Here is a 22,936-nt window from a genome sequence, read left to right as displayed (position 1 = left end):
GCGCTGACGCCGTACGCGGAATCGGCCCGGGCCGGGCTCCCTGGCCCGGGCCGATTGCCGCAGCTACCGAGAGTCTGGTGTGTGAGAGATGTTGCGAGTCATAGTCCGCCGCCTGCTGCAGCTGGTGGTGACGCTGATAGCGCTGTCGGCGCTGGTGTTCGTCTGGTTGCGGAACCTGCCAGGTGGCCCGATCGAGGCGCTCCTCGGTGAGCGGGCCACGCCCGAGCGGCGAGCCCTGCTGATCAAGGCGCTCGGCTACGACCAGCCGATCCTGGTGCAGTACGGCAAGTTCATGCAGCGGCTGCTGACCGGCAACTTCGGCAACTCGATCCGCAGCGGTGACCCGGTCACCGACGTGATCGGCCGGGCCTTCCCGGCCACCGTCGAGCTGGCCCTGGCCGCCATGGTCATCGCGGTCGGGCTCGGGGTCCCGCTGGGTTACCTCGCCGCCCGCTACCGGGGGCGGCTGCTGGACAACCTCAGCATCGCCGGCACGCTGCTCGGCATCTCCATCCCGATCTTCTTCCTGGGCTACCTGCTCAAGGACGTCTTCACCCAGAACATCCACTGGTTCCCGCCGTCCGGGCGGATGAGCACCGGCGTGGACAACACCGAGGTGACCGGCTTCTTCGTCCTCGACGGACTGCTCACCCGGGAGTTCGACGCCTCCGCCGACGCGCTCTGGCACCTGATCCTGCCGGCGGTCACGCTGGCCACCATCCCGCTCGCCGTGATCGTCCGGATCACCCGGGCGAGCGTGCTCGACGTGCTCAACGAGGACTACGTCCGCACCGCCGAGGCGAAGGGGTTGCGGCACCGGACCATCCGGGGTCGGCACATCCTGCGCAACGCCCTGCTCCCGGTGGTCACCACCGTTGGCCTACAGACCGGCGCGCTGCTCTCCGGCGCGGTGCTCACCGAGCGGGTCTACAACTGGGGCGGCCTGGGGACGCTGATCTACGACTCGATCAGCGGCGGCCGCGACTACCCGGTCCTCCAGGCGCTGATCCTGCTGGCCGCGCTGGTCTTCGTCCTGGTCAACCTGCTGGTCGACCTCTCCTACGCGTTCATCGACCCGAGGGTGCGTGTGCGATGAGTGATCCGGTCACCCGGCCCACCGTGGGCACCCAGCGCGAGGCCGTCGACCCGGCCGCCGTCGCGGAGAAGCCCGAGGGCGTCACCCCGCGCGGTCTCGGCCGGCTCAGCGCGACCAAACGGGCGCGGCTGGAGTCGCTGGCCCAGACCAGCGCCGACAAGGGCGGGGTCAGCCTGCTGCGGGACGCGTTCCGCCGGTTGCGCCGCAACCCGGTGGCGATCGTCGGCGCGGTCATCGTCGGCCTCTTCGTGCTGGTGGCGATCTTCGCGCCGCTGCTCGCCCCCCACGATGCCGGCCAGACCTTCGAAGAACTCAACAAGAAGATCACCCCCGACAGCATTCCGGGCGGCAGCAGCGAGTTCCCGTTAGGTTCCGACCCGCTCGGACGCGACTTCCTCTCCCGGATGATCTACGGCAGCCAGCAGACTCTCTTCGTCGGCGTGGTGGCCACCCTGATCGGCCTGGGTCTCGGCGTGCTGATCGGCGCAATCGCCGGCGCCTTCGGCGGCTGGGTCGACAACATCCTGATGCGGCTCACCGACGTGATGCTCGCGCTGCCCGCCCTGCTGCTGGCGATCAGCCTGGTCGCCATGGCCAGCCGGGCCAGCCAGTGGACGGTCATCCTCGCGGTGGCCATCGTCAACGTGCCGATCTTCGCCCGGCTGCTGCGCGGCTCGATGCTCGCCCAACGGGAGAGCGACCACGTGCTGGCCGCCCGCGCGCTGGGCGTGAAGCAGGGCGCCATCGTGCTGCGGCACATGCTGCCGAACGCGATGACCGCGGTGATCGTGCAGGCCACCCTGACCCTCTCCACCGCGATCCTGGAGGCGGCCTCGCTCTCCTTCCTCGGTCTCGGTGACCAGGACCGCAACCGGGCCGAGTGGGGCCTGATGCTCGGCAACGACGGCGTCCGCTACTTCGAGGTCCGGCCGGAGCTGGCCTACTACCCGGCCATCGCGATCATCATCGTCGCGCTCGGCTTCACCCTGCTGGGTGAGGGCATGCGCGAGGCGATCGACCCGAAGAACCGGCGGTGACGGCGATGGGAACGAACGACCAGCACGGTGAGGAAGTGACCCGATGAGCCTGCTCGACGTACGCGACCTGAGCGTGGTGTTCCAGCGCCGGGGCGAGCGCCCGTTCACCGCGGTCGACCAGGTCAGCTTCAGCGTGGAGCCGGGGCAGACCGTCGGCCTGGTCGGCGAGTCCGGCTGCGGCAAGAGCGTGACCAGCCTGGCGATCATGGGCCTACTGCCGCGACGCGGCAACAAGGTCACCGGCGAGGTGCTCTTCGAGGGCACCGACCTGCTGAAGCTGCGCCCCGACGACCTGCGGGACCGGCGCGGCCGGGACATCGGCATGATCTTCCAGGACCCGCTCTCCTCCCTGAACCCGGTGATCCCGATCGGCGTGCAGGTGGCCGAGGTGCTGGAGCGGCACCGGGGGATGGACCGCAAGGCGGCGATGAAGGAGGCCCGGGAACTGCTCGACGCGGTCGGCATCCCGGATCCGGCCCGGCGGCTCACCGAGTACCCGCACCAGATCTCCGGCGGCATGCGCCAGCGCGCGCTGATCGCCATCGCGCTGGCCTGCAAGCCCCGCCTGCTGATCGCCGACGAGCCGACCACCGCGCTGGACGTGACCATCCAGGCGCAGATCCTCACCCTGCTCAAGCAGCTCGTGGACGAGACCGGCACCGCGCTGATCATGATCACGCACGACCTGGGCGTGGTGGCCGGCCTCTGCGACACGGTCAACGTGCTCTACGGCGGCAAGGTGGTCGAGCGGGCCGCCCGGCACGAGCTGTTCGGCCGGCCCCGGCACCCGTACACGCACGGGCTGCTGAACTCGGTGCCGCGGCTGGACTCGCCGCGCGGCGAGCGGCTGCACGCGATCCGCGGGTCCGTCTCCGACAACATCCCGTGGGTCGAGGGGTGCGCCTTCGCGCCCCGGTGCGACCACGTGGTGGACGCCTGCCTGGACGGCACCCCACCGCTCGAACCCACCGCGACCGGCGGCGACCTGCGCTGCAACAACCCCGTTTCCGAGGAGGTGGCGGTCCCGTGACCGAGGAACGGACCGAGGCCCTGGTCGAACTGCGCGACCTGAAGGTCCACTTCCCGATCAAGAGCGGCGTGCTGTTCGACCGTACGGTCGGCTACGTCTACGCCGTCGACGGCGTCTCCCTGTCGATCCGCAAGGGTGAGACGTACGGGCTGGTGGGCGAGTCGGGCTGCGGCAAGTCCACCCTCGGCCGGGGCCTGCTGCGGCTGGTCGAGCCGACCGACGGCGAGATCGTCTTCGACGGCACCGACGTCCGCTCGCTCAAGGGCGAGGCGATGCGCAAGGCGCGCAGCCGGATGCAGATGATCTTCCAGGACCCGCTGTCCAGCCTGGATCCCCGCCAGTCGGTGGAGTCGCTGCTGGTCGAGGGGCTCAAGGCGCACGGCCTGGCCGGCGACAAGGCGGCCACGGCCAAGAAGCTCCGGGACGCCCTCGCCGCCGTCGGCCTGCCCGCCTCGGCGCTGAGCAAGTACCCGCACGAGTTCTCCGGCGGCCAGCGGCAGCGCATCGGCATCGCCCGTGCGCTGGTGCTCGACCCGGACCTCATCGTCGCCGACGAGCCCGTCTCCGCGCTCGACGTGTCCATCCAGGCGCAGGTGCTCAACCTGCTGGAGGACATCCAGAACGAGCGGGGACTGACGTACCTGATCATCGCGCACGACCTGGCGGTGGTCCGGCACATCGCCGACACGGTCGGGGTGATGTACCTGGGCGGGCTGGTCGAGGAGGCGTCCAGCGACGACCTCTACACCGAGCCGATGCACCCGTACACGAAGGCGCTGATGTCTGCGGTGCCGGTGCCGGACCCGCAGGTGGAGGACCACCGCGAGCGGATCCTGCTCGCCGGTGACCTGCCCTCGCCGACGAACCCGCCGGCCGGCTGCCGGTTCCACACCCGCTGCCCGTGGGCCCAGCCGACCCGCTGCGCCGACGAGCGGCCCGCGCTGCGCGAGGTGCTCGACGGGCACCGGGTGGCCTGCCACTGGGCCGAGGACATCGCCGCCGGGCGGATCCGCCCGCACGAGGTGGAGGTCGAACTGGTCCGGCCGGACGACGGAGCCGCGCCGGGTGACACCGGCGAGCTGATCCCGACTCCGTGAGAGCACGGCGAGGCCCCCTTCCCGGCACCGGAAGGGGGGCCTCGTCGCGTCTCAGCCCTCCGGGCGGTTCAGCAGCGCCACCGCGACGGTGTGCACGGCGTCCAGACCGGACGGGTCGGCCAGCGGCGCCCGGCCGCCGGTCACCGCGTACCACTCGTCGGCGTCCTTGTACTGCACGCTCAGGGTGACCTGCCCGTCGGCGTACCCGGTGCGCAGGGTCAGCTCGCCGGTCACGACGCCGACCTCGTCGGTCATCACCCCGCCCGGGCCGGCCGTGATGTCGGCGGTCCGCTCCGCTCCGGCGGCCCCGGTGCCCGCAGGCGTCGCCGCGGGCCCGGTGCCGGCCGGCGGTTCGGTGGTGGGCGGAGTGGCGTCGGCGGACATGCCGGCCCCGGAGACGTCGGCCGGGGCCGCCGGCGTGCCGTCGGCGCTCATCCCGGCCGAGGTCGGACCGGTCGCGGGCGGGCTGCCGCCGGCCGGTCCGGCCGTCCCGCCGGCACCCGGGGTGGCCGCCCCGGCGTCGGACGCGGCCGCGTCCGCGCCGCCCGCGTCCGGCTTCTGCTCCGGCGCCGGTGCCCCGCCGGCCCCGGTCACGGCTTGCTCGCCCATGTGCAGCCCTCCAACATGTCGGTGAGGGCGGCCTTCTCGGCACTGGTCACCGTCAGCCGCCAGTAGTGCTTGACCGTCACCCAGTCCGCGGCGTACTGGCACCAGTACGACTTGTTCGCCGGCTTCCACTGGGACGGATCCTGGTCACCCTTTGCCCGGTTGGAGCGGAGGGAAACCGCCACCAGCTGCGGTCGGGTCAGGTCGTTGGCGAAGTCGCCCCGCTTCGAGTCGTCCCACTCGTCGGCGCCCGACCGCCAGGCGTTGGCCAGCGGCACCACGTGGTCGATGTCCACGTCGGCGGGATCGGTGAGCACCTGCTTGTCGTACACGCTGTCCCAGCGACCACCGACCACGTTGCAGCCGGAGAGCTTGATGCTCTCCCCGTCGCGTTGCAGCACGCTGTCCCGGACGTCGCAGTTCTTGCCGGTGTCCCGCCAGTGCGGGAACCGGGACCGGCTGTACCCCTTCATCGAGCCGGCGGCCGCGACGGTCAGCTCACCGAGCTGCTTGTTCACGTTTCCCGACGCGCTCGGCGGCGCATCCGGCTCGTCGGCCGCCGGCTGGCACCCGGCCGCACCGAGGGCCAGCACCGCGGTCAGCGCGGCCGTCCACCCGGCACGGGCTCCTGATCTCGTACGCACAGACGACACCTCTCCAGCTTGCGGGCTCCCGGCGAGTTGGCACAGTACCCGGCGAGGGTTTCCGTGATTCGTGGCGTCGGGAGTGGAGCGGGGGGCAGAGTGGTTTCCCATGAGCACACCTGCGCCCGCGCTGCGCACCGGCACCGCCGCCGGGCGGGGCACCCTGCTCGCCGCGATCCTCGCCTCCGGCATGGTCTTCCTGGACAGCACCGTGGTCAACGTGGCGCTGCCCCGGCTCGGCGCGGAGCTGGGGGCCACGGTGGCCGGTCTGCAGTGGACCGTGAACGGCTACCTGCTCATGTTGGCCGCGTTCGTGCTGCTCGGCGGGGCGCTCGGCGACCGGTTCGGCCGGCGGCGGGTCTTCCTGCTCGGCGTGGTCTGGTTCGCGGTGGCCTCCGTGCTCTGCGGGCTGGCCCAGGGCACCGGCTGGCTGATCGCGGCCCGCTTCCTCCAGGGCGCCGGCGGGGCGCTGCTCACGCCCGGCTCGCTCTCCGTGCTCCAGGCCAGCTTCCACCCGGACGACCGGGGCAGGGCGATCGGCACCTGGTCCGGTCTCTCCGGCGTCTCCACCGCGCTCGGCCCGTTCCTCGGCGGCTGGCTGATCGACGCGCTGTCCTGGCGATGGATCTTCTTCATCAACCTGCCGCTGGCGGTGGGGGTGGTGCTCGCCGCGCTGCGCTGGGTGCCGGAGAGCTGCGACGCGGCGGTGACGCGTACCGGGCCGGGGCGGCGGTTCGACGTGGCCGGGGCGCTGCTCGGCGCGCTCGGCCTCGGTGGCGTCACGTACGCGCTGATCGACGCCCCGGCGCGCGGCGCCGGCTCTCCGCTGGTGGTGGTGGCGGCGCTGGTGGGGCTGCTCGCCGCGGTGGCCTTCGTGCTGCTCGAACGGCGGCGCGGGGACGGCGCGATGCTCCCCACCGGACTCTTCACCAGCCGGCTCTTCTCGGTGCTGAACGTCTTCACCGTGGTGGTGTACGCGGCGCTCGGCGGGTTCACCTTCTTCCTCGCCGTCTACCTGCAGAACGTGGTGGGCTGGTCGGCGCTGCTGACCGGCCTGGCCACCCTGCCGCTGACCGTGCTGCTGCTGGTCGGCTCGGCCCGGGCCGGGGCGCTCTCCGCCCGGATCGGTCCCCGGCTGCCGCTGACCGTCGGCCCGGTGGTCGCCGCGCTCGGCCTGCTGCTGCTGCGCCGGGTCGGACCGGGCGCGTCGTACTGGGTGGACGTGCTGCCGGGGGTGACCCTGTTCGGGGCCGGCCTGACCCTGGTGGTGGCCCCGCTGACCGCGTCGGTGCTGGCCGCCGTGGCCGACCGGTTCGCCGGGGTGGCGAGCGGCTTCAACAACGCCGCGTCGCGGGCCGGCGGGCTGCTGGCGGTGGCCGCGCTGCCGCTGCTGGTCGGCCTCAGCGGCACCGGCTACGAGCAGCGGACGGCGCTCACCTCGGCGTACCGGGGCGCGCTGCTCTGGTGCGCCGGTCTGCTGCTGGCCGGGGCGGTGATGGCCGCCGTGCTGATCCACCGGCCGCCCCGGGCGGAGCGCGACGGGGCCCCCGGCTGACCGGGGGCCCCGCCGTCGGGCTCAGCCGCGGGCGCGGTTGACCGCGCTGGTGACCGCCTTGATCGAGGCGGTGACGATGTTGGCGTCCGTGCCGACGCCCCACACGGTCTGGCCGTCCACCTCGCACTCCACGTACGCGGCGGCCTGCGCGTCCCCGCCGGAGGAGAGCGCGTGCTCGTGGTAGTCCAGCACGCGTACCGCCACGCCCAGGGCCTGGAGCGCGTTGACGTACGCGTCGATCGGGCCGTTGCCGACCGCGGCGAGCGGCCGGACCTCGCCGCCGAAGCCCACCCGGGCCTCGATCTCGACCTTCCCGTCGGCGGTGCCGATGGTGTAGCCGGCCAGCGCGACCGCCGGGTCGACCTGGTGGTCGACCAGGTAGTTGCGGGCGAAGATCTCCCACATGGTGCCCGGCTCGACCTCGCCGCCGTCGTGGTCGGTGACCTGCTGGACCACCCCGGAGAACTCGATCTGGAGGCGGCGCGGCAGGTCGAGCTGGTGCTCGGTCTTCATGATGTACGCGACGCCGCCCTTGCCGGACTGCGAGTTGACCCGGATGACCGCCTCGTAGGTGCGGCCCAGGTCCTTCGGGTCGATCGGCAGGTAGGGCACCGCCCAGGTGAACCCGTCGACCGGCACCCCGGCCGCCGCCGCGTCGGCGTGCAGGGCGTCGAAGCCCTTCTTGATCGCGTCCTGGTGCGAGCCGGAGAACGCGGTGTAGACCAGGTCGCCGGCGTACGGGTGCCGCTCGTGCACGGGCAGCTGGTTGCAGTATTCGACCGCGCGCTTGATCTCGTCGATGTTGGAGAAGTCGATCATCGGGTCGATGCCCTGGGAGAAGAGGTTCAACCCCAGGGTGACCAGGTCGACGTTGCCGGTGCGCTCGCCGTTGCCGAACAGGCACCCCTCGATCCGGTCCGCGCCGGCCAGCAGGCCCAGCTCGGCGGCGGCCACGCCGGTGCCCCGGTCGTTGTGCGGGTGCAGGCTCAGCACCAGGCTGTCCCGCCGGGGCAGGTGCCGGTGCATCCACTCGATCGAGTCGGCGTACACGTTCGGCATGGCCATCTCGACGGTGGCCGGCAGGTTGACGATCAGCTTGCGGTCCGGAGTGGGGTCGACCACCTCGATGACCTTGCCGCAGACCTCCAGCGCGTACTCCAGCTCGGTGCCGGTGTACGACTCCGGCGAGTACTCGTAGTGGATCTCGGTGTCCGGGGTGTGGATCTCGGCGTACTTCTGGCAGAGCCGGGCGCCCTGGGTGGCGATGTCGGTGATGCCGTCGCGGTCCAGCCCGAAGACCACCCGCCGCTGGAGCGTGGAGGTGGAGTTGTAGAAGTGCACGATGGCCCGGTGCGCGCCGCGCAGCGCCTGGAAGGTCCGGTCGATCAGGTGCTCCCGGCACTGGGTCAGCACCTGGATGGTGACGTCCGCCGGGATCAGGTCCTGCTCGATCAGCTGCCGGACGAAGTCGAAGTCGGTCTGGCTGGCCGACGGGAAGCCGACCTCGATCTCCTTGTAGCCCATCTGCACGAGCAGCTGGAACATCCGGCGCTTGCGCTCGGGGGACATCGGGTCGATCAGCGCCTGGTTGCCGTCGCGCAGGTCGACCGCGCACCAGCGCGGCGCGGCGTCGACCCGGCGGGTCGGCCAGGCGCGGTCCGGCAGGTCGATCCGGAACTGCCGGTCGTACGGCAGGTAGCGGTGGAACGGCATCCGGCTGGGGCGCTGCCGGGCGATCGGATCGGTCTCGGCGTCGGTGACAGGTTGAGCCATCTCGGAGTGCTCCCTGGGAACATGTGGCGTCAGCAGATCGGAAGGTGTCGGCGGTTGCCGGGCGACGGTGCCGGGCGGTGCCGAGAAGAAGTTCGGATGTGCTGGACGGCGCGGTTCAACTCCGCGACGAGGTGCCGGCCGGTCAGGCCTCGTCGCGGCAGCGAAGGAGAAGGTACGCCCGCCACATGACAGGGTCACCCTACGTGGTGGGACGGGTGGCGGGAAGGTCGGTCCGGACTATGGGACCGGAGTCACGGCCCGGTCCGGCGCCGGTTCACCCAGTCGGGGCGTCCGCCCGGCCCACGCCACCGCCGGCACGATCACCAGCCCGACCAGCGCGAAGATCGCCGCCGTCGGGTACCAGCCCCAGCCGCCGGTGGTGACGCCGAGCGCGGTCAGCCCGGCCGGGGCGATCAGGAACTGGAGTTGCGCGCCGAGCCGGTACGCCCCGACGTAAGCGCCCCGGTGGGTGGCCGGTGGCAGCGTGGCGGTGAGCCCCCAGGTGCCGGCCGACTCGATCAGTTCGGCCAGGATCAGCAGCGTCGCGGCGGCCACCAGCACCACCACGGTGAGCGTGCCCCGGGTCGCCCCCGAGATCGGCAGCACCAGGCAGAACAGGGCGATCAGCAGGGCGCCCCGGCGGGACGCCCGGGCCGCGCCCGGCGCGGTGTCGGCGCCCCGGCTGGCGCGTACCTGGAGCAGCACGATCAGCACCGTGTTGAACAGCACCAGGCCGGCGATCAGCGTCTTCGGGGCGTCGGTGTGGGTGAGGATCCAGAGCGGCATGACCGTCAGGTAGAGCGTCTGGTGGGCGGTGAGCAGCCCGGAGAGCAGGGAGACCGTCATGAAAGGTCGGTCCCGCAGCACGGCGAACCGGCTCAGCGGCTCGGCCGGCCGGGCCGCCTCGGCGACCTTCGGCAGCCGGCGGACGAAGAGCGCGGTCACCAGGAACACCGTCGCGATGAACCAGACCATGCCCCGGTAGGCCGGCATGGTGTCGACGGCCAGCACCAGACCGCTGATCACCGCGCCCAGCCCGAACCCGACGTTCAGCAGGGAGCGCTGGTACGCCATCGCGGTGACCCGCTCGGCCGGGGGCAGCGCGTTGATCGAGTAGACCTGGCGGGCGGTGCCGGTGGCGGCGTCCACGGCGGCCAGCGCCACCACCACGGCGAGGAAACCGGCGAACCCGCCCACGAACGGGTAGCTGGCGAACAGCGCGGCGTCCAGCACCAGCCCGAGCACCCAGATCCGCTGCGGCCCGTACCGGTCGGTGAGCCCGCCCAGCGGCACCGTGCCCAGCAGCGACACCCCGGCCGCGATCGACAGGCCGAGCCCCACCTGGGCGGCGCTGAGCCCCAGCGCCCGGGTGAAGAAGACCGCGCTGCCGGCCTGGAACAGGCCGTTGCCGACGGCGTACACCATGGCCTGCACGGCCAGGGCACGGGTCAGGCCGGCGGGCGGTACGACGTCGCGGACGGCGGTGCGGATGGTGTCTCGGGCCCCCATGGCCGGTGAGCGAACCGTGCCCCCCGATGCCCTGTCGAGCGATTTAGGCTGGGCCGAATCCACGGGGGTGGCCATGTCTGAATTGCGGTTCGAGCCGGCCGACGTCGCGCGCGTGCGGTTCACCGTCTCGCCCGTCTGGGAGACGGTCTCCAGCATGTGGGTGCTGCAGAATCCGGTCCGGCACGCCGTGCACCTGTCCTGGATCGACCGGGCCCGGGCGGCGCTGCGCCGGCCCGAGGTGGCCGTCCGGATCCGGCCGCTGCGGGAGCTGACCGCGCCCCGGCGCTGGCTGCCCGACTTCCTCACCCCGGCCGCGCCCCGGGCCGACGTCACCATGGCCGAGCAGCTCGACCAGATCGCCGCGACCCCGCCCGACGTGGTGATTCGCGACCTGCTCTCCACCCTGCCGAGCGGGCCGCTCACGCCGTACGCGCAGGCCATGCTGCTCCAGCCGCGCCGGCTGCTGCCGGAGCTGATCGACGCGCTGCGGGTCTGGCACGACGAGGCGATCGCGCCGGACTGGCCGCGGTTCCGCGCGCTGCTGGAGGCGGACATCGCCCACCGGGCCGCCCAGCTCGCCGAGGAGGGCACCGGGCGGCTGCTGGACCAGTTGCACCCGAGCCTGCACTGGCTCGGCGACCGGGTGGTCAGCGACGACCCGTTCGAGCGGGACTTCGACCTGGGCGGGCGCGGACTGGCGCTCAACCCGGGCATCTTCACCGACCGGCGGGTGCTGTGGAACCTGGAGCAGGACTCGCTGCCCGCCGGCGCCTATCCGGTCCGGGCGGTGGGGACGCTCTGGGAGGCGGCCCCCACCCTGCCGGGGGATCCGCTGGCCCGGGTGGTCGGCTCGGGGCGGGCCACGCTGCTGCACCTGCTCGACTCGGCCGCCACCACCACCGACCTGGCCCGGCGTACCGGCTTCTCGGCGGGGACGGTCTCCCAGCACCTGGCCGCGCTGCTGGCCGCCGGGCTGGTCACCCGGATCCGGCGGGGCCGGCACGTCTTCTACTGCAACACCGACGTCGCGATGGCGCTGCTGCGGGCCGCGCGCGGGGAGTGACGGCGGGCGGCCGTCAGCGCAGCAGGAGCGCCGGCAGGGGTTGCCGGTGCCGCAGCGCGGTCTCCCGGCCGAGCAGGTCCGCCGGGAGGGCGTACGGGTCGCCGAGGCGGCCGACGGCGGCCACCACCAGGGGCCGGATCCCGGGTGCCAGGTCGAGTTCCGCGACCAGGCCGGCCCGGTCGAAGCGGGCGAGCTGGCGCACGTGCAGGCCGAGCGCGGTGGCCTGCACGGTCAGGTGGGCGATCGCCTGGCCGAGGTCGTACGCGGCCCGTTCGGTCTCGCCGGTGTGCGCGCCGAGGACCAGCGCGGAGGCGTGCCGCGCCCAGCCCTGGTCGGCGTCGGGGAGGCTGACCAGGATCCGCTTCCAGGTCTCGTCCTGCCGGTGCCCGAGGGCGAACCGCCACGGCTGGGTGTTCCCGGTCGACGGGGCCCAGCGGGCGGCCTCCAGCAGGGACGTCGCCTCGTCGCCGGTGAGGTCCGCGTCCGGGTCGAACGCGCGGGGACTCCAGCGGAATGCGAGCAGCGGGGTGAGGTCGGTCATGTGACCAAGCGTCCGGGATGGGCGTTTTGCCGTACCAGCCGGGTCGGTCAGATGTGGTTAAGAGCACCCGTAACGGACATAGGGATCAGGACGTTGACGGGCTCGCGCTGGGGTCGGCCGAGGGTGCCTCCCGGCGTACCGGCTCACCGTCGGTGACCGGGCCGGGCAGCTGCACGGTGGCCGGCGCGGGGCCGGGCTCGCCGGCCAGCTCCAGGGTCCCGAAGCCGGCCCGGACCGCGGTCGGGGTGCCGTCCGGCCGGTAGCAGTAGATGCCCACGTCCAGCGGGGCGTTCAGCGACGCCGAGGTGGTGTCGACCGAGTAGCACTGGCCGGTGGCCCCGGGCGGCGGCGTGGCGGGCGAGACGGCCAGCGGGGCCCGCCGGTCCGTCAGCACCTCCAGCCAGTCCGTGAACGGATGCTGCACCCGTAGGTCCGCCCGGCGCGGCACGCTGTCGTCCGGGTCGCCGAGGCGGACGCAGCCGGCCGCCGGCAGCACGCACTGGAACAGCCCGTCGGCGGTGGTGGCGAGGGCGACGTCCACCGTGCCGCCCTGCCCCCAGCCGGGCAGGTCCACCCGCCAGGTGCCGTCGTTCGCGCTGGTCAGCGTGACCGTCCGGGACGGGCCGTCGGCCGGACTGAAGACGTACCTGGCGGTCAGGTGCCGGTCCTGGGCGGCGGCGGCCAGCGCGGCCAGCTCGTCCCGGGCCCCGTCCACCTCGGCGGGCACCGGATCCGGCACGCCGGTCGGGGCCGGTTTCGGCGCATCGGCGGTGCAGCCGGTCAGCAGTGCCGGCAGGCTGAGCACCAGGACCCCGGTCAGTCGTCGGGCGGCGCGGCGGTGTGCGTGCACCGGGCCATTCTGCGGTGCCGGCCGGTGCGCGGGGACCCGCCGTACGGCTGTACCGCCGGCGTGTCGCGGCCGGTGCGTCGCCGTCCCCCGGCGTGCCGCCACCGGGTCCGCCGCTGGTGAGCCGCCCCACGCCGGGCCGGATGGTGGGATCACCCGACCCGGCGCCGCGCGCCGCCCGATACCCTGAGGAGGTCTGACACGCGCCGCCGGACCGGAACCCGGCGGCGTCGGCACGCTCAGGGTCGTCGCTGGGAGGGAGTGCGCCGTCGTGGCACTCGTGGTGCAGAAGTACGGCGGGTCCTCCGTCGCCAACGCCGAGCGGATCAAGCGGGTGGCCGAGCGCATCGTGGCCGCCCGCAAGGCCGGCGACGACGTGGTCGTGGTGGTCTCCGCGATGGGGGACACCACCGACGAGCTGCTCGACCTGGCCAACCAGGTCAGCCCGCTGCCGCCGGGCCGGGAGCTGGACATGCTGCTCACCGCCGGCGAGCGGATCTCCATGGCGCTGCTCGCCATGGCCATCCACAACCTGGGGTACGAAGCCCGCTCGTTCACCGGCTCGCAGGCCGGCGTGATCACCACCTCGGTGCACGGCCGGGCGCGGATCATCGACGTGACCCCCGGCCGCCTCAAGGGCGCGCTGGACGAGGGCGCGGTGGTCATCGTGGCCGGCTTCCAGGGCGTCTCGCAGGACACCAAGGACGTCACCACGCTGGGTCGGGGCGGGTCCGACACGACGGCCGTGGCGCTCGCCGCGGCGCTCGACGCCGACGTCTGCGAGATCTACACCGACGTGGACGGCGTCTTCACCGCCGACCCGCGGATCGTGCCGAACGCCCGGCACATCCGCGACATCACCTACGAGGAGATGCTGGAACTGGCTGCCTGCGGCGCCAAGGTGCTGCACCTGCGCAGCGTCGAGTACGCCCGGCGCGCGGGGTTGCCGATCCACGTCCGTTCGTCATACTCGACCAACACCGGCACGATGGTCACCGGATCGATGGAGGACCTTCCTGTGGAACAGGCACTGATCACCGGGGTCGCCCACGACCGCAGCGAGGCGAAGATCACCATCGTCGGGGTGCCCGACGAGCCGGGTGCCGCCGCGAAGATCTTCGACACCGTGGCCGGCGCCGAGATCAACATCGACATGATCGTGCAGAACGTGTCGACCGAGGGCACCGGGCGGACGGACATCTCGTTCACCCTGCCCAAGACCGACGGCGCGACCGGCATGGCGGCCCTCAGCAAGATCCAGGAGTCGGTCAAGTTCAAGGGCCTGCTCTACGACGACCACGTCGGCAAGGTCTCGCTGATCGGCGCGGGCATGCGCTCGCACCCGGGTGTGGCCGCCGGCTTCTTCGCGGCGCTCGGTGCGGCCGGCGTCAACATCGAGATGATCTCCACCTCGGAGATCCGGGTCTCGGTGGTCTGCCGGGACATCGACCTCGACAAGGCCGTCCGGGCCATCCACGACCAGTTCGAGCTGGGCGGCGACACCGAGGCCGTGGTCTACGCGGGCACCGGGAGGTAGCGGGGGATGCCGTCGCTGCCCACCCTTGCCGTGGTCGGCGCGACCGGTGCCGTCGGCACGGTGATGTGCCAGCTCCTCTCCGCCCGACGCAACGTCTGGGGCGAGATCCGGCTGCTCGCCTCCGAACGGTCGGCCGGCCGCCGGGTGCAGTGCCGGGGTGAGGAGCTGACCGTCCAGGCGCTCACCCCCGAGGCGTTCGACGGCGTCGACGTGGCGATGTTCGACGTGCCCGACAACGTCTCCGTCGAGTGGGCGCCGATCGCGGTGGCCCGGGGCGCGGTGGTGGTCGACAACTCCGGCGCGTTCCGGATGGACCGGGACGTCCCGCTGGTCGTCCCGGAGATCAACCCCGACCAGGTGCGCAACCGCCCCAAGGGGATCATCGCCAACGCCAACTGCACCACCCTGGCGATGATCGTGGCGATCGCCCCGCTGCACCGCGAGTACGGGCTGCGCGAGCTGGTGCTCGCGTCGTACCAGGCGGCCTCCGGGGCGGGGCAGGCCGGCGCGGACGCCCTGCACCTCCAGCTCGGCAAGGTCGCCGGGGACCGGGTGCTCGGCTCCCGACCCGGCGACGTGCGGCAGGCGGTCGGCGACGAACTGGGCCCGTTCCCGGCCCCGCTGGCGCTCAACGTGGTGCCCTGGGCCGGCTCGCTCGCCGACGGCGGCTGGTCGTCCGAGGAGCTGAAGATGCGCAACGAGTCGCGCAAGATCCTCGGTCTGCCCGACCTGAAGGTCTCCGCCACCTGTGTACGGGTCCCGGTGGTGACCGGACACTCGATCGCGGTGCACGCGGTCTTCGCCACCGAGGTGGACGCCGAGGGTGCCCGGGAGGCGCTGCGCAACGCCCCCGGCGTGATCCTGGTCGACGACCCCGGGGCCGGCGAGTTCCCGATGCCCATCGACGCGGTCGGCACCGACCCCTCCTGGGTCGGCCGGATCCGGCGTGCCGTCGACGACCCGCGCGCCCTCGACCTCTTCGTCACCGGCGACAACCTCCGCAAGGGCGCCGCCCTGAACACCGCCCAGATCGCCGAACTCCTCGCCAAACACCTCACCACCCCCTGACCCTCCCCGCTCCCCGCGCTCTCCCGCGCGCTCTCGCGGGCCGCTAATTCACGGAAAGTGGCCCTTTGCGATCCCGCGAGACGACACTTTCCGTGAATTAGCGAGCCGGACGCGGGGGGAGGCGGACGGGTGGGGGCGGCGCGGGGTCAGGCGGCGGAGAGGTGGACGCCGTCGCGGCCCTGGCGCTTGACGGCGTAGAGGGCCTGGTCGGCGCGGCGCAGGGTGCGGTCGGGTGACTCGCCGGGCACGGGCAGCGCGACGCCCACGCTGATGGTGCGGCCGGTGCGGCGGGCCGCCTCGGTGAGGCGCTCGGCGATGCGTACCGCCTCGTCGGGGCGGCTCACCTCGATCACCGCGACGAACTCGTCGCCGCCGGTGCGGTACAGCTCGTCGCCGTGCCGCAGCGCCCCCTCCAGCGCCCGGGCCAGCCCCACCAGCAGCCGGTCCCCGGCCTGGTGGCCGTACGTGTCGTTGACGTCCTTGAAGCCGTCCACGTCGATCGCCAGCAGGGCGGTACGCCCCGGGGTGGCGCTCGCGATCCGTTGCCCGAACGGGCCGGTGTGGCGCAGTCCGGTGAGCGGGTCGGAGGCGGCCTGCTCGCGCAGCCGGGCGAGCGTACGCAGCCGGTCGAGGCAGCTCCACGCCTGCCCGGCGAGCAGCTCCATCAGGTTGACGGTGGTCGGGTCGGGGCGCAGCAGCCGTTCGTCGGCCACCAGCAGCAGCCCACCGCCGTCGGGTGGGCCGACCGGCACCGCCACCAGGGTGCGCGCCCCGGCCCGGGTGAGCGGCAGGTAGTCCTCGGTCGGTGGGTGCCCCGCCTCGCCCAGCGTGTACGCCGAGCCGTGCCGGTGCGCCCGGTCGACCAGCTGGCCGAGCGTGGTGCGGTCGGCGGCGGTCAGTTCGGCGCGGATCCGCGACTCCAGCTCACCCGGTGCGGCCGTGGGCGCGCCCAGCCGGGGCCCGCGCCGCCCGGTCAGCAGCAGTACCGCCGCCGAGAGCCCCGAGACGTCCCGGGCCGCGGTGATCGCGGCGGCCATCAGGTCCCAGTCGGTGGGCGCGCCGGTCATCGCGGCGGCGTGCCGGAGCAGCTTCTCGCTCCGGCTCTCCGCCGGTGGGCCGCCGAGCGCCGTGATCCGCGCGCCGATGCGGCCGGCCAGCCGGGCCGCGGTCCGCCGCCACCGGTCCAGCTCGACCGGCTCGCTCCACTGCAGGTCGAGCACGCCGACGGGCTGCCCCGCCGGGCCGAGCAGCGGTACGCAGAGCTCGGCCGTCACGTCGGGGCGTACCGGTAGGTAGTCGGGGTCGTCGGCGACGTCGGTGACGACGGCCGGCCGGCCCGAGGCGTACACCCGGCCCACCACGCCGGTCTGCGGTGGCACGGTCGAGAAGACCTGCCAGGCGCCGGTCGCCGCGACACAGCGGAGCCGGTCCTGGACCTGGAGCAGGATCGAGACGGTGGCCGGGGTGTGCCGGGCGAGCGCGGAGACGGTCCACTGGCACGCCTCCAGCGCGGTCGACGCCATCGGCAGGCGGACCGTGACGTCCCGGACGACTCGCTCGTGATCCACGTCGTTCCTGGCGGGAGGGGGAGGGGCGCGATCAAGGGTACCCATCGGGCGCGCCGGCGACCTTCGTACACATGTGCTATCCACAGGGTGTGGACACCGCCTGTGGACGCGCGGGGCCGCGCGGCGGGGGTGGTCGGCGATAGCGTGAGGGTCCCGGTCCGAGGAGGCGTCGATGCTCATCGCCCAGCTCAGCGACCCGCACGTGACCACCGGCCCGCTCGCCGCCGAGCAGGCCACCGGACTGCACCGGGCGCTGGCCCGGGTGCTCGCCCTGCGCCCCCGGCCCGACTGCGTGGTGATCACCGGCGACCTGGTCAGCCACGGCCGGCCCGACGAGTACGCCGCGCTGCGCGAGATCATCGGCCGGTTCCCGCTGCCGGTGCACCTCGCCGCCGGCAACCACGACGACCGCGAGTCGCTGCTGGACGCCTTCGGCGGCACCCCGTACCTGGGCGGCGGGTTCGCCGCCTACTACCACGTGGACCTCCCGGCGGCGACGCTGGTGGTGCTCGACTCGCTGGCCCCCGGCGACAGCGGCGGGCGGCTCGGCGAGGAGCAGCTCGGCTGGCTCGACGGGGTGCTCGCCGGCCGGCCCGAGGTGCCCGCCGTGGTGTGCCTGCACCATCCGCCGGTCGCGGTCGGCGTCCCGGCCGCCGACGCCATCCGGCTCGCCGACTCGGACGCGCTCGCCGCCGTGGTCGCTCGCCACCCTCACGTCGTCCGCGTCACCGCCGGTCACCTGCACCGCGCGGTCACCAGCGCCTTCGCCGGCACGGTGCTGACCACCGCGCCGAGCACCTGGATCCAGGCCAGCCTGACGATGACCGACGAGGAGGAGATCGGGCTGGTCGCCGAGCCGACCGCGTTCCTGCTGCACCGGGTGGCCGACGGCGGCTGCGTCACGCACACCGTCCAGGTCAGCCACGCCGCCGGGCAGACCTGCTGGTTCTGACCGGGTGGACCTGCTCTGGTACGTGGCGTACGGGTCGAACCTGCACGCCGCGCGGCTCGGCTGGTACCTCGGCGGCGGGCGGCCGCCGGGCGGGCTGCGTACGTACCCGGGCTGCCGGGACTGCCGGCCCCCGCGCCGCACCGTCGCGGCGTTGATCCCCGGCGGGGTCTACTTCGCCGGGGAGTCGCGGGCCTGGACCGGCGGGATGGCCTTCTACGACCCGGAGCTGCCGGGGTCGGCCGCGGTCCGGGGCTACCTGGTCACCGTCGAGCAGTTCGCCGACATCGCGGCGCAGGAGATGTACCGGCCGCCGGGCGCGGACCTGGCCGGCATCCGGGCGGCGGCGCGGACCGGCCGGGTGACCCTCGGTCCGGGCCGCTACGAGACCCTGCTGCGGGTCGGGGTCCGCGACGGGTTGCCCATGCTCACCTTCACCGCGCCGGGCCGGGCCGGCGACGTGGCCTGGACCGCTCCCGCGCCGGTCTACCTCGGCATGCTGGCCCGGGGCCTGCGCGAGGCGCACGGCTGGGACGACGACCGGATCGCCGCCTACCTGGCGGAACGGCCAGGGGTGCGCGGTCACTGGTCCGAGGTTCGGCTGCGGCGACTGGTCGGGGCCGCCGGCGCCTGAACCCGGACGTGCGGAGGCCGCCGGAACCAGTGGTCCCGACGGCCTCCGCCCTCAGCTCCGAGGTGGTGTGCCGCGCGTCAGAGCGCGCCGAGGATCCGGTTGAGCAGGGCGACCAGCCCGTTCAGGGCGCCGCCGACACCGCCGGTGCCGTCGAGCAGGCCCGCGACCGCGCAGAGCAGGTTGCCGAGCAGGTTGCCCGGGCCCTGCTGCGCGGTGATGTCGAGGACCACCTCGTTGAGGTGGACCTTGAGGCCGAGCAGGTTGAGGTCCAGCGGGCCGAGGTCCAGGTTGAGGATGTCGCAGGTGCCGCTGACCTGGACCGGCGTGGTCACCTGCTGGCTGACCGCGCCGAGCGAGGTGCCCACCGAGTTCGTCAGGGTGCCGGTCAGCGTGCCGACCGCGGCGAGCTGGCCGTTCTGGTTGACGAACCGGGTCGGCGTGAAGGTACCGGTGAAGGTGCCCGCACTGCCGAGCGCGTCGGTGAAGGTGCCGGTGACCGGGGTGCTCAGGGTCGAGGCCGCCGGGGCGGCCGCGGGGGCCTGCTTGGTCGCCGGGGCCGCCTGGGCGACCCCCGTGCCGGCGAGCACCAGGCTGGCGCTCGCGGCCAGGGCTACGAAGGCGGTACGGAAACGTGCAGCGCGCATGAACTGTTCCTTCCACTGGAGGTTGTCCTTGCGAGACCCCCGGTACCCGGTGGAAATCGTACGAACCAAATAAATATTCTCACTTTTGATCTTATTCGGACGGACTTCGCGACCGTCCGGGCCTGCCGCGGTGCCCGGACGGCGCGGGCCGGCCGCACTCTCGGCCCGGCTGTCGATATCGGACAGTCGCCGGGGAGAGGCGGCAGGCCGGGAGCGGTCGGCGGTTCGGCCGTACGTGATCAACCCCGGGATGCATTTGTGTCGGCAGAGGTTGTCGTCGGCGAAGTTTCTCGATGGCATGGAGCCCGTCGCCCGACACGAGGGCGAGGTCGACCGCCGGCACCCGTCCGTCCGGCGGTCAGGAAGTGGGGGATCACGTGAAGCAGCGGTTGATCGGTTTCGCGGTGGCGCTCGGGGTCACGGTCTGCGGGGCGCTGACCGTGGCCGGGCCGGCCCAGGCGGCCACCCCGGCCGTCCTGATCAGCAAGGTCTACTACAACTCGCCGGGCACCGACGACAGGTCGAACAGCAGCCTGAACGCCGAGTACGTGCGGTTGACCAACAAGCGCAGCTACACCATCAATCTGAAGTACTGGACGCTGCGCGACCGGTCGAGCCACGTGTACAAGTTCAGCGGCGACTTCCGGCTCGCCGCCGGCGCGAGCGTCTACATCCACACCGGCAAGGGCACCAACACCGCCACGCACCGGTACTGGGGCTCCGGCGCGTACATCTGGAACAACACCGGGGACACGGCCTACCTGCGCAACTCGGCCGGCACCTCGATCGACAGCTGTTCCTGGGGCAGCAGCGGCAGCTACACCTACTGCTGACCCGCACCGGCGCGGTGCCGGCTCCCTGAGCCGGCACCGCGCGGGCTCAGCCGAGCAGGGCGTCGCGCAGCGCGGGGGCCAGCACCTCCGGCGAAACCTCGTGGAAGGCGCCCGCCAGGCTGAGGTGGGTCGCGCCGGGGATCGCCCCGGCGGTCGCGGCGGCCGCCGCGCGCAGCCATTCCGGGCTGCCCGTGCTGTCCACCACGACGGTCGGGACCCGGATCGCGGCGAGCCGCCCGGTCGGCAGGCCGCCGTCGCCGGTGACCGTGGTGTCGTACGCCAGCGTGTGCGCCAGCCCCTCCATCCAGGACCATTCCGGCCTGCCCCGCATCCCGGCGACCGCCTCGCCGGGCACCCCGACGGCGTCGGTCAGGAAGAGCGCCACCGCGTCGCCGCGCCGGCCGGCCGAGACCAGCCCGGTCAGCTCCTCGGCCAGCCCCGGCTCGGCGCCCCCGTGCGGGCCGGTCCGGAACGGTGGCTCGAAGAGCGCCAGCCCGGTCACCGGCAACCCCTCGGCCGTCGCGTACGCGGCGAGGATCGCGCCCGAGGAGAGGCCGTAGAGGTGGGCGCTGCCGCCGGCCCGCTCGATCAGGGCGGCCAGGTCCTCGATCTCCCGCTGCACCGCGTACGCCGCGGCGTCGCCGCTGTCGCCGCGACCGCGCCGGTCGTAGCCGTACACGGTGAAGTCGGCGGTCAGCGCGGCGCCCAGCGGCCGGACGGTGCCCCGGTCGTTGAAGGCCCCGCCCACCAGCACGATCGGCGGGCCGTCGCCGGCCGTCTCGTAGGCGATCGTGGTGCCGTCGGTGGACTGCACCGTCTCCACCGTCCAGGTGACCCCGTTCGACGTCATGGCTACTTTTCTAGTCGACCGGTGTGACAGCGGGGGGCCGTGAAGGAATTCACCTGCCCGTCATGTCGGACTCGTCGGGCATACCGCTACAGGTCGCCCTCGATATCCAGGATTCCCAGGTGCCGCCCCGGTCGACCGATCGGCCGGTGAATGAGAAGCTTGCCCCCGGCGGGGCGGCGTTCCCCCGACTGCCGCCCTCGCGACGACCCCTGTCACGACACGGTTCAGGGTCGCCGGGCGAACCATCGCCCGGACGCCACGCGTCGGTATCTCACGAGGAGTTCCATGTCCGTCCCCGGGATGCGTCGGGCCGCTGTCGGCCTGGCCGCACTCGCCGTGACCGCGTTCAGCGCGGTCGCCGTACACCCCCAGCAGGCCGAGGCCGCCGCCAAGACGGCCGACGTCCAGCTGCTCGCGATCAACGACTTCCACGGCAACCTGGAGCCGCCGACCGGTTCCAGCGGCACCATCGCGGGGCAGTCGGCCGGTGGCGCGGAGTACCTGGCCAGCCACCTCAAGTCGATGCGCGCGGCCGCCGCCGCGCAGGGCAAGGGGACCGTCACGGTCGCCGCCGGTGACCTGATCGGCGCCTCCCCGCTGCTCTCCGCCGCCTTCCACGACGAGCCCACCATCGAGGAGATGAACCTCGCCGGGCTCGAGTTCACCAGCGTCGGCAACCACGAGTTCGACGAGGGCGCCACTGAGCTGCTGCGGATGCAGCGGGGCGGCTGCCACCCGGTGGACGGCTGCGCCGACGGCACCCCGTTCGAGGGCGCCAAGTTCCGGTACCTCGCCGCGAACTCCTACAAGACCTCCACCGGTCTGCCCCTGATGCAGCCGTTCGGCATCAAGATCGTCAACGGTGTGCCGATCGGTTTCATCGGCATGACCCTGGAGGGCACCCCGAACATCGTCAGCCAGCAGGGCGTCGCCGGCCTGCGCTTCGCCGACGAGGCGGACACCGCCAACAAGTACGCCAAGATCCTGCGCCTGCTCGGCGTGCAGAGCATCGTCGTGCTGCTGCACGAGGGTGGCGTGCAGAACGGCGGCGGCATCAACGACTGCACCGGGTTCAGTGGCCCGATCGTGGACATCGCGAACCGGATGGACCCGTCCATCGACGTGATCGTCAGCGGGCACACCCACGCGGCGTACAACTGCAACATCAACGGCAAGCTGGTCACCAGCGCCAGCTCCTTCGGTCGCCTGGTCACCAACATCGACCTGAAGATCGACCGGCGGACCCGCGACGTGGTCAGCGCGACCGCGAACAACGTCGTGGTCACCCGGGACGTGCCGAAGGACCAGGCCAGCACCGACCTGATCAACCACTACAAGACCGCGCTGGGCCCGGTCGCCGACAAGGTGGTCGGCGAGACCACCAGCGCGATCACCAAGACCCAGGAGGCCCTGTACCAGACCGGGGTCGACGCGAACGGCAAGCCGGTCTACCAGACCGGTGAGTCGCCGCTGGGCAACCTGATCGCCGACGCCCAGCTCGCCGCGACCGACAACGAGCAGAACGCGGTCGCCGCCTTCATGAACCCCGGTGGTGTCCGCGCCGACCTCGACGCCGGCCCGGTCACCTACGCCGAGGCGTTCACGGTGCAGCCGTTCGCCAACAACCTGGTGACGCTGGACCTGACCGGCGCGCAGCTCTACTGCCTGCTGGAGCAGCAGTTCACCACCGCCAAGGTGCTGTACGCGTCCTCGACCGTGCACTACGTCGTGGACACCAACGGCACCACCGCGGCGGCCGGCGCGCCGTGCACCGGCACCCGGGTGGTCCGGGGCAGCCTCACCATCAACGGCACCGCGGTCAGCGACACCACGACCTACCGGGTCACCGTGAACAACTTCCTCGCCGGCGGCGGCGACGGCTTCAGCGTCCTCACCGGTGGCACGAACGCGGTCACCGGCATGATCGACCTGGACGCCTTCACCGCGTACCTGACCGAGAAGTCCCCGGTGTCGGCTCCGGCGCTGGACCGGATCCAGACCACCGCCGAGGTCCCCGTCGCCTGACGCGTACCCCGGCACGACGGGCCCCGGAGC

The 22,936-nt window shown here is 72.9% G+C and carries 21 protein-coding genes; 12 read left to right on the top strand and 9 right to left on the bottom strand.

Going from position 1 to position 22,936, the window contains the following annotated elements; translation table 11 throughout:
• Positions 1 to 88 precede the first annotated feature (88 nt).
• From GA0070611_RS21405 to GA0070611_RS21390, 4 genes are read left to right on the top strand one after another with little or no spacing between them, the layout of a single operon-like run.
• Positions 89 to 1,096 carry an ABC transporter permease gene (locus tag GA0070611_RS21405; RefSeq protein ID WP_091667150.1) on the top strand — a complete coding sequence of 336 codons (1,008 nt, stop codon included), beginning with the start codon at positions 89 to 91 and terminating at the stop codon, positions 1,094 to 1,096.
• Positions 1,093 to 2,133 (top strand): ABC transporter permease, encoded by a 1,041-nt coding sequence (locus GA0070611_RS21400; protein WP_091667147.1) that lies wholly within the window; start codon positions 1,093 to 1,095, stop codon positions 2,131 to 2,133. The genes GA0070611_RS21405 and GA0070611_RS21400 overlap by 4 nt, the downstream gene beginning before the upstream one ends.
• 43 nt (positions 2,134 to 2,176) lie before the next feature.
• The gene (locus tag GA0070611_RS21395) at positions 2,177 to 3,163 is read left to right on the top strand and encodes an ABC transporter ATP-binding protein (protein ID WP_091667143.1); all 987 of its coding nucleotides are present in this window, start codon (positions 2,177 to 2,179) and stop codon (positions 3,161 to 3,163) included.
• A complete protein-coding gene (locus tag GA0070611_RS21390; RefSeq protein ID WP_091667140.1) occupies positions 3,160 to 4,260 on the top strand; it encodes an ABC transporter ATP-binding protein in 1,101 nt (366 codons plus the stop codon). Before GA0070611_RS21395 ends, GA0070611_RS21390 begins: the two co-directional genes overlap by 4 nt.
• Before the next feature lie 51 nt (positions 4,261 to 4,311).
• Here the strand turns inward: GA0070611_RS21390 and GA0070611_RS21385 are convergent, their stop codons facing one another.
• Positions 4,312 to 4,869, bottom strand: a complete 558-nt coding sequence (locus GA0070611_RS21385) for a hypothetical protein (protein WP_091667138.1) — start codon at positions 4,867 to 4,869, stop codon at positions 4,312 to 4,314.
• Positions 4,851 to 5,510 carry an HNH endonuclease family protein gene (locus GA0070611_RS21380; protein ID WP_091667135.1) on the bottom strand — a complete coding sequence of 220 codons (660 nt, stop codon included), beginning with the start codon at positions 5,508 to 5,510 and terminating at the stop codon, positions 4,851 to 4,853. Before GA0070611_RS21380 ends, GA0070611_RS21385 begins: the two co-directional genes overlap by 19 nt.
• A gap of 109 nt (positions 5,511 to 5,619) precedes the next feature.
• On the opposite strand from GA0070611_RS21380, the gene GA0070611_RS21375 reads away from it, so the two are divergent.
• Complete coding sequence (locus tag GA0070611_RS21375; protein WP_091667133.1) at positions 5,620 to 7,065, top strand: MFS transporter; 1,446 nt, start codon at positions 5,620 to 5,622, stop codon at positions 7,063 to 7,065.
• Between the two features lie 21 nt (positions 7,066 to 7,086).
• Here GA0070611_RS21375 and leuA read toward each other — a convergent pair whose 3' ends face one another.
• Both leuA and GA0070611_RS31150 read right to left on the bottom strand, forming a co-directional pair.
• Positions 7,087 to 8,838 (bottom strand): 2-isopropylmalate synthase, encoded by a 1,752-nt coding sequence (gene leuA / locus GA0070611_RS21370; RefSeq protein WP_091667131.1) that lies wholly within the window; start codon positions 8,836 to 8,838, stop codon positions 7,087 to 7,089.
• 237 nt (positions 8,839 to 9,075) lie between these two features.
• Complete coding sequence (locus GA0070611_RS31150; RefSeq protein ID WP_157740367.1) at positions 9,076 to 10,347, bottom strand: MFS transporter; 1,272 nt, start codon at positions 10,345 to 10,347, stop codon at positions 9,076 to 9,078.
• A gap of 73 nt (positions 10,348 to 10,420) precedes the next feature.
• On the opposite strand from GA0070611_RS31150, the gene GA0070611_RS32280 reads away from it, so the two are divergent.
• Entirely contained in the window at positions 10,421 to 11,410 is a 990-nt protein-coding gene (locus tag GA0070611_RS32280; protein WP_157740366.1) for a MarR family transcriptional regulator, read from the top strand.
• A gap of 13 nt (positions 11,411 to 11,423) precedes the next feature.
• Here GA0070611_RS32280 and GA0070611_RS21355 read toward each other — a convergent pair whose 3' ends face one another.
• Together GA0070611_RS21355 and GA0070611_RS21350 are read right to left on the bottom strand one after the other, a co-directional pair.
• Positions 11,424 to 11,951, bottom strand: a complete 528-nt coding sequence (locus tag GA0070611_RS21355; RefSeq protein WP_091667127.1) for a nitroreductase family protein — start codon at positions 11,949 to 11,951, stop codon at positions 11,424 to 11,426.
• Between the two features lie 85 nt (positions 11,952 to 12,036).
• The gene (locus GA0070611_RS21350; RefSeq protein ID WP_231921177.1) at positions 12,037 to 12,801 is read right to left on the bottom strand and encodes a hypothetical protein; all 765 of its coding nucleotides are present in this window, start codon (positions 12,799 to 12,801) and stop codon (positions 12,037 to 12,039) included.
• Between the two features lie 268 nt (positions 12,802 to 13,069).
• On the opposite strand from GA0070611_RS21350, the gene GA0070611_RS21345 reads away from it, so the two are divergent.
• Together GA0070611_RS21345 and GA0070611_RS21340 are read left to right on the top strand one after the other, a co-directional pair.
• Positions 13,070 to 14,335: an aspartate kinase gene (locus GA0070611_RS21345; RefSeq protein ID WP_091667124.1), complete on the top strand. Its 1,266-nt coding sequence runs from the start codon at positions 13,070 to 13,072 to the stop codon at positions 14,333 to 14,335.
• A gap of 6 nt (positions 14,336 to 14,341) precedes the next feature.
• Positions 14,342 to 15,403, top strand: a complete 1,062-nt coding sequence (locus GA0070611_RS21340; RefSeq protein ID WP_091667122.1) for an aspartate-semialdehyde dehydrogenase — start codon at positions 14,342 to 14,344, stop codon at positions 15,401 to 15,403.
• 146 nt (positions 15,404 to 15,549) lie between these two features.
• Here the strand turns inward: GA0070611_RS21340 and GA0070611_RS21335 are convergent, their stop codons facing one another.
• Positions 15,550 to 17,016, bottom strand: coding sequence for a sensor domain-containing diguanylate cyclase (locus GA0070611_RS21335; protein WP_407940380.1), 1,467 nt, complete (start codon positions 17,014 to 17,016; stop codon positions 15,550 to 15,552).
• A 127-nt stretch (positions 17,017 to 17,143) separates the two neighbouring features.
• Between GA0070611_RS21335 and GA0070611_RS21330 the strand changes: the two genes are divergently transcribed.
• Positions 17,144 to 17,923, top strand: a complete 780-nt coding sequence (locus GA0070611_RS21330) for a phosphodiesterase (RefSeq protein ID WP_091667118.1) — start codon at positions 17,144 to 17,146, stop codon at positions 17,921 to 17,923.
• A gap of 4 nt (positions 17,924 to 17,927) precedes the next feature.
• Positions 17,928 to 18,554, top strand: a complete 627-nt coding sequence (locus tag GA0070611_RS21325; RefSeq protein ID WP_231921176.1) for a histone deacetylase — start codon at positions 17,928 to 17,930, stop codon at positions 18,552 to 18,554.
• Positions 18,555 to 18,631: 77 nt separating this feature from the next.
• Here the strand turns inward: GA0070611_RS21325 and GA0070611_RS21320 are convergent, their stop codons facing one another.
• A complete protein-coding gene (locus GA0070611_RS21320; RefSeq protein ID WP_157740365.1) occupies positions 18,632 to 19,198 on the bottom strand; it encodes a hypothetical protein in 567 nt (188 codons plus the stop codon).
• A 377-nt stretch (positions 19,199 to 19,575) separates the two neighbouring features.
• Here GA0070611_RS21320 and GA0070611_RS21315 point away from each other — a divergent pair, with 377 nt between their 5' ends.
• Entirely contained in the window at positions 19,576 to 20,031 is a 456-nt protein-coding gene (locus tag GA0070611_RS21315) for a lamin tail domain-containing protein (protein ID WP_231921175.1), read from the top strand.
• Between the two features lie 46 nt (positions 20,032 to 20,077).
• On the opposite strand, the gene GA0070611_RS21310 is transcribed toward GA0070611_RS21315, so the two are convergent.
• On the bottom strand, positions 20,078 to 20,881 hold the full coding sequence (locus GA0070611_RS21310) for an alpha/beta fold hydrolase (protein ID WP_091667114.1): 804 nt from the start codon (positions 20,879 to 20,881) through the stop codon (positions 20,078 to 20,080).
• 285 nt (positions 20,882 to 21,166) lie between these two features.
• On the opposite strand from GA0070611_RS21310, the gene GA0070611_RS21305 reads away from it, so the two are divergent.
• Positions 21,167 to 22,906, top strand: a complete 1,740-nt coding sequence (locus GA0070611_RS21305) for a bifunctional metallophosphatase/5'-nucleotidase (protein WP_091667111.1) — start codon at positions 21,167 to 21,169, stop codon at positions 22,904 to 22,906.
• The last annotated feature ends 30 nt before the right edge of the window (positions 22,907 to 22,936 follow it).

The sequence above is a fragment of the Micromonospora auratinigra genome, assembly GCF_900089595.1.
Taxonomy (GTDB): Bacteria; Actinomycetota; Actinomycetes; order Mycobacteriales; family Micromonosporaceae; genus Micromonospora; species Micromonospora auratinigra.
Note: the sequence above shows the minus strand (reverse complement) of the source record. Positions and strands in the feature narration are given on the sequence as shown.

Bases quoted from the DNA above. Each gene is read 5' to 3' on its own strand.
- GA0070611_RS21405 (WP_091667150.1), top strand. From the start codon at position 89: ATGTTGCGAGTCATAGTCCGCCGCCTGCTGCAGCTGGTGGTGACGCTG.
- GA0070611_RS21400 (WP_091667147.1), top strand. From the start codon at position 1,093: ATGAGTGATCCGGTCACCCGGCCCACCGTGGGCACCCAGCGCGAGGCC.
- GA0070611_RS21395 (WP_091667143.1), top strand. From the start codon at position 2,177: ATGAGCCTGCTCGACGTACGCGACCTGAGCGTGGTGTTCCAGCGCCGG.
- GA0070611_RS21385 (WP_091667138.1), bottom strand. From the start codon at position 4,869: ATGGGCGAGCAAGCCGTGACCGGGGCCGGCGGGGCACCGGCGCCGGAG.
- GA0070611_RS21375 (WP_091667133.1), top strand. From the start codon at position 5,620: ATGAGCACACCTGCGCCCGCGCTGCGCACCGGCACCGCCGCCGGGCGG.
- leuA (WP_091667131.1), bottom strand. From the start codon at position 8,838: ATGGCTCAACCTGTCACCGACGCCGAGACCGATCCGATCGCCCGGCAG.
- GA0070611_RS31150 (WP_157740367.1), bottom strand. From the start codon at position 10,347: ATGGGGGCCCGAGACACCATCCGCACCGCCGTCCGCGACGTCGTACCG.
- GA0070611_RS32280 (WP_157740366.1), top strand. From the start codon at position 10,421: ATGTCTGAATTGCGGTTCGAGCCGGCCGACGTCGCGCGCGTGCGGTTC.
- GA0070611_RS21355 (WP_091667127.1), bottom strand. From the start codon at position 11,951: ATGACCGACCTCACCCCGCTGCTCGCATTCCGCTGGAGTCCCCGCGCG.
- GA0070611_RS21340 (WP_091667122.1), top strand. From the start codon at position 14,342: ATGCCGTCGCTGCCCACCCTTGCCGTGGTCGGCGCGACCGGTGCCGTC.
- GA0070611_RS21335 (WP_407940380.1), bottom strand. From the start codon at position 17,016: ATGGGTACCCTTGATCGCGCCCCTCCCCCTCCCGCCAGGAACGACGTG.
- GA0070611_RS21330 (WP_091667118.1), top strand. From the start codon at position 17,144: ATGCTCATCGCCCAGCTCAGCGACCCGCACGTGACCACCGGCCCGCTC.
- GA0070611_RS21320 (WP_157740365.1), bottom strand. From the start codon at position 19,198: ATGCGCGCTGCACGTTTCCGTACCGCCTTCGTAGCCCTGGCCGCGAGC.
- GA0070611_RS21310 (WP_091667114.1), bottom strand. From the start codon at position 20,881: ATGACGTCGAACGGGGTCACCTGGACGGTGGAGACGGTGCAGTCCACC.
- GA0070611_RS21305 (WP_091667111.1), top strand. From the start codon at position 21,167: ATGTCCGTCCCCGGGATGCGTCGGGCCGCTGTCGGCCTGGCCGCACTC.